12 protein-coding genes are annotated in these 12,130 nt (G+C 58.2%); 9 read left to right on the top strand and 3 right to left on the bottom strand.

Annotated elements, in window-relative coordinates; translation table 11 throughout:
• Window positions 1–24 precede the first annotated feature (24 nt).
• Genes AC2FIZ_RS14585 through AC2FIZ_RS14565 form a run of 5 tightly spaced genes read left to right on the top strand, consistent with a single transcriptional unit; the run spans window position 25 to window position 5,923 of the window.
• The gene (locus tag AC2FIZ_RS14585) at window positions 25–1,044 is read left to right on the top strand and encodes a hypothetical protein (protein ID WP_281995707.1); all 1,020 of its coding nucleotides are present in this window, start codon (window positions 25–27) and stop codon (window positions 1,042–1,044) included.
• Between the two features lie 40 nt (window positions 1,045–1,084).
• A complete protein-coding gene (locus AC2FIZ_RS14580; RefSeq protein WP_282027660.1) occupies window positions 1,085–2,032 on the top strand; it encodes an ABC transporter permease in 948 nt (315 codons plus the stop codon).
• Window positions 2,029–2,844, top strand: coding sequence for an ABC transporter permease (locus AC2FIZ_RS14575; protein WP_142638610.1), 816 nt, complete (start codon window positions 2,029–2,031; stop codon window positions 2,842–2,844). The genes AC2FIZ_RS14580 and AC2FIZ_RS14575 overlap by 4 nt, the downstream gene beginning before the upstream one ends.
• On the top strand, window positions 2,841–4,439 hold the full coding sequence (locus AC2FIZ_RS14570; protein ID WP_496791240.1) for an ABC transporter ATP-binding protein: 1,599 nt from the start codon (window positions 2,841–2,843) through the stop codon (window positions 4,437–4,439). The genes AC2FIZ_RS14575 and AC2FIZ_RS14570 overlap by 4 nt, the downstream gene beginning before the upstream one ends.
• Window positions 4,440–4,471: 32 nt before the next feature.
• Window positions 4,472–5,923 carry an aldehyde dehydrogenase family protein gene (locus AC2FIZ_RS14565; RefSeq protein WP_281995703.1) on the top strand — a complete coding sequence of 484 codons (1,452 nt, stop codon included), beginning with the start codon at window positions 4,472–4,474 and terminating at the stop codon, window positions 5,921–5,923.
• Between the two features lie 3 nt (window positions 5,924–5,926).
• Here the strand turns inward: AC2FIZ_RS14565 and pncB are convergent, their stop codons facing one another.
• Window positions 5,927–7,219, bottom strand: a complete 1,293-nt coding sequence (gene pncB, locus AC2FIZ_RS14560; protein ID WP_142638615.1) for a nicotinate phosphoribosyltransferase — start codon at window positions 7,217–7,219, stop codon at window positions 5,927–5,929.
• Between the two features lie 165 nt (window positions 7,220–7,384).
• Here pncB and AC2FIZ_RS14555 point away from each other — a divergent pair, with 165 nt between their 5' ends.
• Window positions 7,385–7,918 (top strand): hypothetical protein, encoded by a 534-nt coding sequence (locus tag AC2FIZ_RS14555; RefSeq protein WP_281973310.1) that lies wholly within the window; start codon window positions 7,385–7,387, stop codon window positions 7,916–7,918.
• On the opposite strand, the gene pncA is transcribed toward AC2FIZ_RS14555, so the two are convergent.
• Window positions 7,915–8,508, bottom strand: a complete 594-nt coding sequence (gene pncA / locus AC2FIZ_RS14550) for a bifunctional nicotinamidase/pyrazinamidase (RefSeq protein WP_281973309.1) — start codon at window positions 8,506–8,508, stop codon at window positions 7,915–7,917. The two genes, AC2FIZ_RS14555 and pncA, sit on opposite strands and share 4 nt — an antisense overlap.
• Before the next feature lie 96 nt (window positions 8,509–8,604).
• On the opposite strand from pncA, the gene trhO reads away from it, so the two are divergent.
• Window positions 8,605–9,510, top strand: coding sequence for an oxygen-dependent tRNA uridine(34) hydroxylase TrhO (gene trhO / locus AC2FIZ_RS14545; protein ID WP_281973308.1), 906 nt, complete (start codon window positions 8,605–8,607; stop codon window positions 9,508–9,510).
• Window positions 9,511–9,583: 73 nt separating this feature from the next.
• Window positions 9,584–10,087 carry a potassium channel family protein gene (locus tag AC2FIZ_RS14540; protein WP_281973307.1) on the top strand — a complete coding sequence of 168 codons (504 nt, stop codon included), beginning with the start codon at window positions 9,584–9,586 and terminating at the stop codon, window positions 10,085–10,087.
• 13 nt (window positions 10,088–10,100) lie between these two features.
• On the opposite strand, the gene AC2FIZ_RS14535 is transcribed toward AC2FIZ_RS14540, so the two are convergent.
• On the bottom strand, window positions 10,101–10,430 hold the full coding sequence (locus AC2FIZ_RS14535; RefSeq protein WP_271952366.1) for a hypothetical protein: 330 nt from the start codon (window positions 10,428–10,430) through the stop codon (window positions 10,101–10,103).
• Window positions 10,431–10,596: 166 nt separating this feature from the next.
• On the opposite strand from AC2FIZ_RS14535, the gene betB reads away from it, so the two are divergent.
• Entirely contained in the window at window positions 10,597–12,051 is a 1,455-nt protein-coding gene (gene betB, locus AC2FIZ_RS14530; protein WP_496791239.1) for a betaine-aldehyde dehydrogenase, read from the top strand.
• The last annotated feature ends 79 nt before the right edge of the window (window positions 12,052–12,130 follow it).

The raw sequence follows: 12,130 nt of genomic DNA, 5'->3' as shown, positions 1-12,130 counted from the left end.
CAGTTCCAGAGAGGAGACCGGCGCATGAGAAGATCAACCCTCGTTGCGTTGATGATTGCGGTTTTAGTCGTGATTGCGCCGGTCGCCAAAGGGGATACGCCGCTTGAACAGGCGGTGACACTGTGGCTGGAGGGCGATGATGAACGCGCTCTGCCACTGCTGGCGGATCTGGCGGCTGATGGCAACGCGCAGGCTCGTCTGCTGTTGGGGCGAATTGAAACCGCCGATCTTGGACCATCTCCGTTCCGCCAATCGCTGGGCCGAAAGGGTTCGCGCAAGCTGTTTCGTCAAAAAGACCTGACGGCCTTTGGCCGATCCTGGCTGTTGGTCGAGGCGAAAGGTGGAAATGAGCTTGCCCAAGCGCTGTTGGATGCCAAACGCCCCACACCAGACCCGAAGCTGATTGCACAGCTCAATGCGTTGGGAGAACATCAAGCTACGGACTACCCGACGCGAATTGTGGCGCTCTATGGCGATCCAGAAATGCGCGGCGATCTGTTGGCGGATGGGCAGCTGATGCAGGACCTCAAACCTTATCTGAGTTATCTGACGGTCGATCCCGAGCCGCGCGGCGACGGTCTGGCAGCGCTGCGCCACATTCAGCCTGATCCAGTTGACATGAATTCCGATCAGGCGCTGGGCATGGCGGGATTGCTGGCCCTGGGGCTGGGATATGGCGATCTGTCTGTGGACAATAGCTGGCGCCCGGCGGTGGAAAACTGGTTGATGACATCCCAGTCGACCCGCCCCATCGCGCAGCTCTGTTCTGACCAATGCGGGGCCGAGGCACCAAACTGCGCCTTTGCCTTCCTTGCCCTGTTTGGCGGCTATTTCGAGGTCATCCGCATCGACAGCCCGCTGGAAACGCTCATCCCGCAGGAGCAGTTTCTGGACAGTCCTCGCGCGCGCCTGATGGTCCTTCGTCGGGCGGCACTGGCCCGGACCGAGACAAATCTGGAAACGCTGGTGGACAGCGCACCCGCGGCGAAGCTTTCGACCTGCGCGACTGATCTGGTCCGGCAAGAGCAGCAGTCCTACAAGTAGCTGTTGCGTAGGCGCCGCTCGCACCCGTAACCTGTTTGTAATGCTACGCTATGCCCTCAAACGTCTGATTTCGCTGGTGATCAGCCTGGCTATCGCCTCGGTGGTCATTTTTGCAGTGATCGAGGTCGCGCCGGGCGATCCGGCATCCTTCATGCTTGGCGTCAACGCGCAGGCGGACACGCTGGCCGCGCTGCGGGCCGAGCTGGGGTTGGATGTGTCCAAACCGCAGCGCTATTTCAACTGGGTCAGCGGAATGCTGGTCGGGGATTTCGGCACCTCATACACCTATCGCACGCCGGTGTCGCAGATGATTGCGGACCGACTTTGGGTGTCGCTGCCGCTGGCGCTTTATGCGCTGACCCTTTCAACCCTGATCGCCTTTCCCGCAGGGATTTACGCTGCTGCGCGCCGGGGGCGGCCCGGCGATGTGGCGGTCATGGGGGCCACACAGCTCGGCATCGCCGTGCCCAATTTCTGGTTCGCCATGATGCTGGTGCTGGTCTTTGCCATCAATCTGCGCTGGTTCAACGCTGGAGGGTTCGCAGGCTGGGACGACGGGTTTTGGACCGGTCTACACTCGCTGACCCTGCCAGCCATAGCGCTGGCTCTGCCACAGGCGGCGATTCTTGCAAGGGTCATGCGGTCGGCCCTGCTGGATATTCTGGGTGAGGATTTCATGCGCACCGCACGGGCCAAGGGCCTGTCCCGCCGACAGGCGCTGTGGCGTCACGGGGTGCGCAATGCGCTGATCCCGGTGCTGACTATCATCGGGCTGCAGTTTTCCTTTCTTCTGGCCGGGTCCATCATTATCGAACAGGTGTTTTACCTGCCCGGCCTCGGGCGGCTGGTGTTTCAAGCGATCTCGGCCCGCGATCTGATCGTGGTGGAATCCGTGGTCATGCTACTGGTTTTTGCAGTGATCACGGTGAATTTTCTGGTTGATCTCGCCTATGCCGCCGTTGACCCCCGTCTGAGGAGCAGGACATGAGCCGCAACCTCATCCTTGGTGCAGTGCTCTCCTCGCTGGTGGTCTTGGCGGCCGCACTTTCCTTTGTCTGGACGCCCTATGCGCACGCCGCGCTGAATATTCCCGCCAAGCTGCAACCACCCAACGCGCAGCACTGGTTTGGCACCGATCATTTTGGGCGGGACATGTTCTCAATGATCATGGTGGGTGCGCGCACTTCAATCGCTGTGGCCTTGGTGGCGGTGGGGATCGGCATGACATTGGGCGTGCCACTTGGTCTGGCGGCAGCGGCGCGCAAAGGCACGTGGCTGGATGAGGTGATCATGCGCGGCAACGATCTGGTTTTTGCTTTCCCGTCGTTGGTCATCGCCATCCTGATCACTGCCGTTTTCGGTGCCGGGGCGGTCAACGCCATCATTGCCATCGGTATCTTCAACATTCCGGTCTTTGCCCGTATCACCCGTGGCGCTGCGCTGTCCCTGTGGGAGCGAGAGTTCATCCTGGCCGCCCGGGTCTCGGGCAAGGGCGCGGCGCGGATATCGGCGGAACATATCATGCCTAATGTGGCGAACTTGCTGATCGTACAGGGCACCATCCAATTCAGCCTTGGCATTCTTGCCGAGGCGGGCCTGTCCTATGTCGGGTTGGGTGCGCAACCGCCTACGCCCAGTTGGGGCCGGATGTTGGCAGATGCGCAGACGATGGTCAGTTTTGCCCCGCATTTGGCTCTGATTCCGGGGCTTGCAATCATTGTCACTGTTTTGGGGCTGAACCTGCTGGGCGACGGTTTGCGGGATTGGCTGGACCCAAGAATACGGGTGGCGCGCGCATGAGCTTGCTGGAAATCGAAAATCTCAACCTGTCGATTCATGGCATGGACATCCTCAAACAGGTCAGCCTGTCTGTTGCGTCGGGTGAGATCGTCGCCGTCACCGGTGAAAGCGGTTCGGGCAAGTCCATGACGGCGTTGGCGGTGATGCAACTGCTGCCAAACGGTGCGGATGCCGCGGGCGCGATCCGGTTGGACGGGCTGGACCTGCTGAACTGTTCCGAGGATGAGATGTGCGCCCTGCGTGGCGCCTCGGTCGGGATGGTGTTTCAGGAACCCATGACCGCGCTCAACCCGGTCAAAACCATCGGGGATCAGGTGATGGAGACAATCCTGATCCACAAAGCCATGCCTACTGCACAGGCCCGGTCCCGTGCCGAAGAAGTGCTGACGCGCGTCGGCCTTCCGCCCGAAAGGTTCCCTCTGTCCAGGTATCCGCATGAGCTGTCCGGTGGTCAGCGTCAGCGCGTGGTGATCGCCATGGCCATCGCGTTGCGCCCAAGGTTGCTGATCGCGGACGAACCTACGACGGCGCTGGACGTCACTACGCAGGCGCAGATTCTAGACCTGCTCACGGGGTTGGTGCGCGAATACGACATGGGATTGCTAATGATCACCCATGATCTGGCGGTTGTGGCCGATATGGCCGACCGGATCATCGTCATGCGCTATGGCGAAGTCGTCGAGGCCGGCGCCACCGAACCCTTGCTGCGGAACATGCAGCACCCTTATACACGCATGCTGTTCCGGGCTTCGGGCCATCAGGTCAACCTGCCGGAACCCAAACCGACACAGCCTTTGCTTGAGGTTGCACAGGTGGTCCGGGATTACCGTTTGCCCCGAAAGGGCTTGTTTGATGCGCCGCGACACCACAGGGCTGTGGCTGGGGTCAGCTTTACACTGAACAAAGGCGAGCGCTTGGGCCTAGTCGGAGAGTCCGGGTGCGGAAAATCGACCCTAACACGGGCTATCCTGGGGCTGGAAGAGGTGCAGAGCGGCCAGATTCTGCTGGACGGGCAGCCAGTATTCACCGGGCACAAACCCAATCTGGCCGTCCGGCGTAAGATGCAGGTTGTGTTCCAGGACCCCTATGGCAGCTTCAACCCCCGACACCGGGTCACTCGCCTGATCACCGAGCCGTTTCACCTGCTCGAACATCCTCCAACCGGGTTCGAGCGGCAGGATCGGATCGCCGAGATTCTGACAGCCGTAGGTCTCAGCCCCAATGACGCGGGTCGGTACATTCACGAATTCTCGGGCGGGCAGAGGCAGCGTATCGCCATCGCCCGTGCCCTGATCATCCGGCCCGAACTGATCTTGTTTGATGAGGCGGTCTCGGCCCTTGATGTTTCTGTCCGAGCGCAGATCCTTGATCTGCTGGCCGAGCTCTGCGCCGCCTATGACCTGACTTATCTGTTCATCAGCCACGATCTAAGCGTCGTGCGCACCATTACCGACCGGGTTTTGGTGATGCAGGCGGGGCAGATTGTCGAACAGGGTGAGACCGAACAGGTCTTTTCCAACCCGCAGCACGTTTATACCCAAACCCTGATTGCCGCTGCACCTATCCTGCCGGATATCGGTCAGGATGTGGCGTAAATTTCAATGTTAGAGACGAAGTGGAGCCTGACATGACCAACCCCTTGTGGTTCGATCCCAGCTTGTGCCTGATTGGCGGCGCGTGGCAGCGGCCTGCGTCTCAGGCCGATTTGCCGCTGATCAACCCGTCGGACGGGTCCGAGCTATGTCGTATCGCGCGCGGGGATGCTGATGACATCGATGCTGCGGTGAACGCGGCGCAAAAGGCGCTGGATGGGGACTGGGGCCGCAAAACCGCACTGGAGAGGGGCCGCATTCTGACCCGGTTGGGTCAGATGGTGCTGGAGCGTGTCGATGATCTGGCCGCGTTGGAGGCGATGGATGTCGGCAAACCCCTGACACAGGCGCGCGCCGATGCGGTGGCACTGGCGCGGTATTGTGAGTTTTACGGAGGCGCGGCGGATAAGGTGATGGGCGAAACGATCCCTTATCTGGATGGCTATACCGTCTATACCCTGCGTGAACCGCATGGTGTGACGGGCCACATTGTGCCGTGGAATTACCCTATGCAGATCATCGGCCGCTCTGTCGGGGCGGCTTTGGCGATGGGCAATGCCTGTGTGCTGAAACCAGCGGAAGAGGCCTGTTTGACCGCGCTTGCCTTTGCCCATCTGGCGCAGCAGGCCGGGTTGCCGGCGGGCGCTTTGAACGTGGTTCCGGGGCTGGGGGCCGAGGCCGGGGCGGCGCTGTCGGCGCATCCGGGGATTCAGCATGTGTCCTTCACCGGCTCCGTTGCCACCGGCGCGTTGGTGCAACAGGCCGCTGGGCATAACGTGGTGCCAGTGACGCTGGAGCTGGGCGGGAAATCCCCGCAGCTGGTGTTCGACGATGCAGATCTGGATGCGGCCCTGCCATTTCTGGTGAATGCGGGCGTTCAGAACGCAGGGCAGACCTGTTCGGCCTCCTCCCGCGTTCTGGTGCAACGCGGAGTGTATGAGCAGGTCAAATCGCGCATGGCCTCGGCCTATTCCGAGTTGACCGTTGGGCCCGCGTCCGAAGATTTGCGCCTGGGGCCCCTGATTTCAGCACGCCAGAAGGACATCGTGACTGGATTTATCGACAAAGGCGCAGATCTGAATATCGTGGGCCAGGGGCCGATTGTTGGCCACGCACCCGAGTCTGGCGCCTATGTGCAACCGACCCTGTTTGCCGACGTACCCTCTGATCATGTTTTGGCACAGGATGAGATTTTCGGCCCAGTCCAAGTACTGATCCCCTTTGAGACCGAGGAAGAGGCCCTGCAGATCGCCAACTCCACCGATTACGGGCTGGTTGCCAGCATTTGGACACGCGATGGCGCGCGGCAGATGCGGCTGGCGAAGAAGTTGCGGTCGGGGCAGGTGTTTATCAACAATTACGGCGCTGGCGGCGGCGTGGAGCTGCCCTTTGGCGGTGTCGGGAAATCCGGCCATGGTCGCGAAAAAGGGTTCGAAGCGCTGTACGGGTTCTCACAGGTGAAAACGGTAGCTGCATTCCATGGTTAGGGCCTAAACGATGACCTCGATTGGCTGTTGCACGCCGACGCCGAAGACACGTTTGTAGCGCTCGATCTGATCTGCCGGACCCATCGCTTTTTCCGGGTTGTCCGACAGTTTGACCGTCGGGCGACCATTGGCCGAAACCGCCTTGCAGACCAACGAGAAGGGTGCCAGCGCGTCATCGGGAACCAGCCCTCTGAAATCATTGGTCAGCAGCGTGCCCCAGCCGAAGGATACTTTGGTGCGGCCTGCAAACTGACTTTGCAGTTCGCGGATTTTGCCGACATCCAGACCGTCAGAAAAGATCACGCGTTTCTGTTTGGGATCCTCACCGCGCGATTGCCACCATTTGATCGCAGTTTCTGCACCGGTTGCCGGATCACCGCTGTCGATTCTGATGCCGGTCCATCCCGCCAACCAATCTGGCGCGTCGTCCAGAAAACCCTTGGTGCCATAGGTATCAGGCAGGATGATCCGTAGGTTGCCGTCATGTTCCTCGTGCCAATCGCTAAGCACATCATAGGGTGCCTGCGCCAGTTTCTCATCAGTATCAGCCAGCGCAGAGTAAACCATGGGCAACTCGTGGGCATTGGTGCCGATGGCCTCGACCTCGCGCCGCATGGCGATCAGGCAGTTCGAGGTGCCGGTAAATGCAGGGCCCAGACCTTCGATCATGGCTTGGACGCACCAGTCCTGCCATAGAAAGGAATGCCGCCGCCTAGTGCCGAAATCGGCGATGCCCAGCCCCTGAATCCCTCGTAAGTGTTCGATTTTCTCCCATACACGGGTCATCGCACGAGCATAGAGAATTTGTAGCTCGAACCGCCGCATCGCATTCAGCACCGAGCGGGATCGCAGCTCCATCAGGACTGCCAATGCGGGAATTTCCCACAGCATGACCTCGTGCCATTTGCCTTCAAAGGTCAATTCGTACTGATCACCTTTGCGTTCAAGGTGATAGGGCGGCAGTCGCAGGTTCTCGAACCACCCCATGAAATCTGAACGGAACATCTGACGTTTGCCATAAAAGGTATTGCCGCGCAGCCAAGTGCTTTCCCCCCGGCTCAGGCTGAGTGACCGAATGTGGTCCAGCTGTTCGCGCAGCTCCCCCTCATCAATCAATTCAGCCAATGGAATGTGATTCGACCGGTTAATTAGTGAAAACACCACATCCGTTTGGGGCTTATTTCGAAACACTGACTGGCACATCAGCAGTTTGTAGAAGTCTGTGTCGATTAAAGACCGGACAATCGGGTCAATCTTCCATTTGTGATTGTATACTCGCGTCGCAATATCGACCATTGGGAACTCCTGCGATTTCCGTTGTTAGATCAATAGGTGCGTGGAATGGCAAGAGTCGCTAAATTGATGACAATGACAAGGTCAAGTCACAATGCGAGCATATTGTGGGGTCTTTTCACCGGTTAGTGGAAAGAGGGGGATGGATAGTCGAGGTTTAGTTAGTGAATGGTTCTCGAGTACGACTTTGATATTGTAACGATCGCTTCGGGGGAAAACGATCCGGAGGCGACCCCGTCAGGGGCGCAAAACGGACGCAAAGTGCGTGCGCTGTTTCGGAATGTGAAAACAGCCGATGCATTGCGGGCAGCGTCACCCAAAATACGCAAAATTTTTCATGATGCCGGTTTTGGTCTGGATTCGACGCGCAGCGAGATTACCCATGGATATTACCGTCCACAGGATACGGCGGACAGGGATCGCATTCTGCGAGCCTTGTTTCACAATATCCGGACGACGGGAGTCAAAGGCGAATATTGCGGCGAGTTTGATTTCCTGAAGTTCATGAACGATGTAAAAGCCGCCAAGCCGCGCGCCGGGTTGCCCAAAGAGGTTCCAATGTGGAAACCCAGGCCACAGCAGGCGGAATCGGCCGGACCAAATCGCCGAACTGTACCAGGCCGGGTTGGGTTTGCTTTGGGGTTGGCGGTGATTATCTTTGCGCTGCTCAAGTATCTGGCGGCTGCGGGGGCAACCCCTTAAATCAGCCGAACGCCAGCATCTTTCATCGCGGTCTCTGCCGAGGCCAATGACCCATCCAGGTTAATTGCCCGGCAGGCTCTCATCTGAACTGACACGTCGAAACCCAGCCGCGCAGCGTCAACCGCAGAGTAGTAGACGCAGAAATCCGTGGCCAGCCCGACGAGTGTCAGTCTCTCGATTTCACGGGTGCGCAGATACCCTTCCAACCCGGTGGGCGTGGTCTGGTCGTTCTCAAAGAACGCCGAATAGCTATCGATGTTGCTGCGGAACCCTTTGCGCAGGATCAGATCGCCATCCGTACGCAGGTTCGCATGAAATGCTGCCCCATTTGTTCCCTGCACGCAGTGATCTGGCCACAAAACCTGAGGCCCATAAGGCATCTCGGTCATGTCAAAGGGGTTTTTGCCCGCATGGCTGCTGGCAAAGGACGAATGCCCCGCAGGGTGCCAGTCTTGAGTCAGGATCACCGTGTCAAAATCTGGCATCATCGCGTTGATCGGAGCCACGATCTCATCCCCGCCGGGAACCGCCAACGCACCGCCGGGACAGAAATCGTTCTGAACATCGATCACAATAAGGGCATGGGTCATTGGGACCTCCTTCGATTGCGTTATCGGTAGTGGGCGCGACAAGGGGCGTCAATCCGGTCTCTTGCGACTCTGTCCGCGCGGGTTTAGACCGCGCGCATGTATACGATCGCTGCTCTCTATCATTTCACCCGGTTCGCCAACCACGAAGCCCTTCGTGCGCCCTTGCTTGAGCTGTGCCGCGCGCAATCGGTCAAAGGGACGCTCTTGCTGGCACAGGAAGGGATCAATGGCACTATTGCCGGACCCCGCGCTGGCATTGACGCGGTTCTGGCCCATATCCGTGCGCTGCCCGGCTGTGCTGATCTGGAGTGGAAAGAGGCCACGTCTGACCAACCGCCATTTGGCAAGATCAAGGTACGCCTGAAAAAAGAGATCGTGACCATGGGCCAACCGGATATCGATCCGCGCGCCCGTGTCGGCAATTATGTCGAGCCCGAAGACTGGAATGATCTGATCCGCTCGGATGATGTGGTGGTGATCGACACCCGAAATGATTACGAGGTGGCAATCGGTACGTTTGAGGGCGCGTTAGACCCTGAAACAAGCAGTTTTCGTGAATTCCCCACTTGGTGGGAAGAAAACAAAGACCGGTTCCACAATAAGCGTGTGGCGATGTTCTGCACGGGTGGCATCCGGTGTGAGAAATCCACCAATTATCTGTTGGGTCAGGGGGTCGAGGATGTCTATCACCTGAAAGGTGGCATCTTGCGATACCTCGAGGAAATGCCCGTCGAGAACAGCACCTGGCAGGGCGAATGCTTTGTGTTCGACAACCGCGTATCTGTTGGGCATAGGCTGGTCGAAGGGCCGCACAACCTGTGCCATGGCTGCCGTCGCCCGATCCTTCCCGAGGATGTGAAACGTGCCGAATACGAACACGGCGTGTCCTGCCATCAATGCATAGAGGAAACCTCTGAGGTCGACAAAACCCGGTTCCGGGAACGTCAAAAACAGATCCTGCTGGCACGTCAGCGGGGACAGGAGCATCTGGGCGCAGACTGATTTGCTGAAATCTGGTTGCCACGCAGGACAGTCCACCGGATAATCCCGGAGATTTCAGCGCGTTGGAGGTTCCATGTCCCGAAAACCCACGACTTTGGAAGAATGGAAATCAACGCTGCTGGCGGCAGCCGCAATGGTGGTTGCCAGTTTCCTCGCATGGTTCGGTCTGTCCCGTCTGAGCGAGGGCACCGCAGGTGACACGATCGGTACGATCGCCTCTGTGGGGCTGGTTGTGTGGATGGTGTCTCAATCCTGGTTCTATATGACTCAGGTGAAATCACCGCGCCGCATTCTGTTTTTGATGGGTGTGTCCTTTATTCAGGTCGTTCCGTTCCTGTTCGCCGCTGCCTATGGCGCATTCGGGTACCAGGATAATTGCGTCATCGGGGCGCAAGGGCCCGCTGATATCCTGTATTTTTCTTATGTTACATTCACCACCGTTGGGTACGGCGATATGTCCCCAACCGGGCTGTGCCGCGCCCTGGCCGTGGCCGAGGCGGTGACCGGCTATATCCTACTGGGCCTGTTCGTCGCGGCGGCGGTGGCGTTGTATGCCCGCAATCATAGTCCGGATTAGGCTCTGATTTCGTCTATTTGTTTTGATCTATCCAACGCGACATCATCTGTTTGTCGCGAAAGCACTCCGACGGGATTGGGCGGCGTTTGCTGCGCGAGATACGTTCGGCAAAGGCAACCTGCTTGCCGGTCGGGTAATTTGCAAATGGCGAGGGATCATCAGGTTTGTGTTTGGAAATCCAGGCAGACATGGACTGACGGTCGCGCTGCGCCTCGACCGGAATCTCAAGTGCAGTTTGCTCCGCGATGGCGCGGGCATAGCGTATCTGCCGATCGGTGGCGGGCAGCAGGTGATAGTCGTTTGTCGGGCCGTGCGGGGCGGTGTTTCGCAATGAATGGGCCATCGGTTGATCCTCTGACTATGTAGAACATAAATAGAACATTTACCGAAAATTTCAAGCCACGGCCTGTTGGAATTGGCAGGAAATCGCTCTGGATCAGTTTTATTGACTGCTGAGTCAATAAAATATAAACGCGGAGGAAACAGCTTCTGATCAGGGAATCCCCACAATGAGATTTCAGCCCAAGGCGAGCCATTTCATCAACGGTGAATATGTCGACGACACGACCGGAGCACCCATAGACGTGATCTACCCTGCAACAGGGGAAGTGATCGCACGGCTGCATTCTGCTACTCCGCAGATCATAGATCAGGCTCTAAACAGTGCAAAATCGGCACAGGCAGACTGGGCCGCGATGTCTGGGACCGAAAGGGGCCGTGTTCTGCGCCGCGCCGCGGACATCATGCGCGAACGCAATCGTGATCTGTCGATCATCGAAACCCACGATACTGGAAAACCGCTGCAGGAAACGTTGGTTGCCGATGCTACCAGCGGAGCCGATGCGTTGGAATATTTCGGAGGTCTGGCGGCCTCGCTGACCGGCGCGCATATCCCGCTGGGTGGTGGGGATTTCGTATATACGATCCGTGAGGCGCTTGGGGTTTGCGTCGGAATCGGCGCGTGGAACTATCCAACCCAGATTGCCTGCTGGAAAGGCGCGCCTGCTTTGGCCTGCGGCAACACGATGGTATTCAAGCCTTCCGAGACCACGCCCTTGTCTGCTCTGCAAGTGGCCGAAATCCTGGTCGAGGCCGGGGCACCAAAGGGTGTCTATAACGTAATTCAGGGTTATGGCGATGTGGGCGCATCACTTGTGACGGACCCCCGTGTTGCCAAGGTCTCGCTGACCGGATCGGTACCGACAGGGCGCAAGGTTTATGCCGCAGCAGCCGATGGCATGAAGCATGTCACGATGGAACTAGGCGGCAAGTCCCCCATGATCGTGTTCGACGATGCGGATATCGAAAACGCCGTGTCTGGCGCCATTTTGGGGAATTTCTACTCCTCGGGTCAGGTCTGTTCCAACGGCACCCGCGTTTTTGTACACAAAGGCATCAAAGAAGCCTTCCTCGATCGCCTGTCCCAGCGTCTGGCGAATGTGAAAATCGGCGACCCGATGGATGAAGAGGTTAATTTCGGTCCGATGGTTAGCGAAAACCAGATGAATATCGCTCTGGGTTATGTTGAAAAAGGCAAGGCAGAAGGTGCGCGTTTGGTCTATGGCGGTGCGCGTATCGAAGGCGACGGGTTCTACATTCAGCCCGCCGTCTTTGCCGATGTGACCGATGACATGGCCATCGCGCGCGAGGAAATCTTCGGCCCGGTTATGTCAGTGTTGGATTTCGAAACCGAGGAAGAGGTGATGGCCCGCGCCAATAACACCGAATTCGGTCTGGCAGCCGGTGTGTTCACCAAAGATCTGACCCGAGCCCATCGTATCGCGGCCGCGTTCGAGGCGGGCACCTGCTATATCAACACTTACAACCTCGCACCGGTTGAAGCCCCGTTTGGCGGGTCAAAAATGTCTGGGGTCGGGCGGGAAAACTCGAAATTGGCAATCAATCATTTCAGCGAGATGAAAACGGTTTATGTCTCGATGAATGACGTCGAGGCGCCTTACTGACTAAACCCACCAATTCAGGCTCTGTTCATGAGGTTTTCCCTCGGGAACAGGGCATTGGATGCCGCGGTTCGTCAGGAGA

The sequence above is a fragment of the Ruegeria sp. CDSB022 genome, assembly GCF_059611145.1.
This window is presented reverse-complemented; position numbering and strand designations above follow the sequence as displayed.

What these genes read in the sequence shown, in the direction of transcription:
- AC2FIZ_RS14565 (WP_281995703.1), top strand. Translation starts at nt 4,472, where the DNA reads ATGACCAACCCCTTGTGGTTCGATCCCAGCTTGTGCCTGATTGGCGGC.
- AC2FIZ_RS14555 (WP_281973310.1), top strand. Translation starts at nt 7,385, where the DNA reads ATGGTTCTCGAGTACGACTTTGATATTGTAACGATCGCTTCGGGGGAA.
- betB (WP_496791239.1), top strand. Translation starts at nt 10,597, where the DNA reads ATGAGATTTCAGCCCAAGGCGAGCCATTTCATCAACGGTGAATATGTC.
- AC2FIZ_RS14570 (WP_496791240.1), top strand. Translation starts at nt 2,841, where the DNA reads ATGAGCTTGCTGGAAATCGAAAATCTCAACCTGTCGATTCATGGCATG.
- AC2FIZ_RS14540 (WP_281973307.1), top strand. Translation starts at nt 9,584, where the DNA reads ATGTCCCGAAAACCCACGACTTTGGAAGAATGGAAATCAACGCTGCTG.
- trhO (WP_281973308.1), top strand. Translation starts at nt 8,605, where the DNA reads ATGTATACGATCGCTGCTCTCTATCATTTCACCCGGTTCGCCAACCAC.
- AC2FIZ_RS14585 (WP_281995707.1), top strand. Translation starts at nt 25, where the DNA reads ATGAGAAGATCAACCCTCGTTGCGTTGATGATTGCGGTTTTAGTCGTG.
- AC2FIZ_RS14580 (WP_282027660.1), top strand. Translation starts at nt 1,085, where the DNA reads ATGCTACGCTATGCCCTCAAACGTCTGATTTCGCTGGTGATCAGCCTG.
- AC2FIZ_RS14535 (WP_271952366.1), bottom strand. Translation starts at nt 10,430, where the DNA reads ATGGCCCATTCATTGCGAAACACCGCCCCGCACGGCCCGACAAACGAC.
- pncA (WP_281973309.1), bottom strand. Translation starts at nt 8,508, where the DNA reads ATGACCCATGCCCTTATTGTGATCGATGTTCAGAACGATTTCTGTCCC.
- AC2FIZ_RS14575 (WP_142638610.1), top strand. Translation starts at nt 2,029, where the DNA reads ATGAGCCGCAACCTCATCCTTGGTGCAGTGCTCTCCTCGCTGGTGGTC.
- pncB (WP_142638615.1), bottom strand. Translation starts at nt 7,219, where the DNA reads ATGGTCGATATTGCGACGCGAGTATACAATCACAAATGGAAGATTGAC.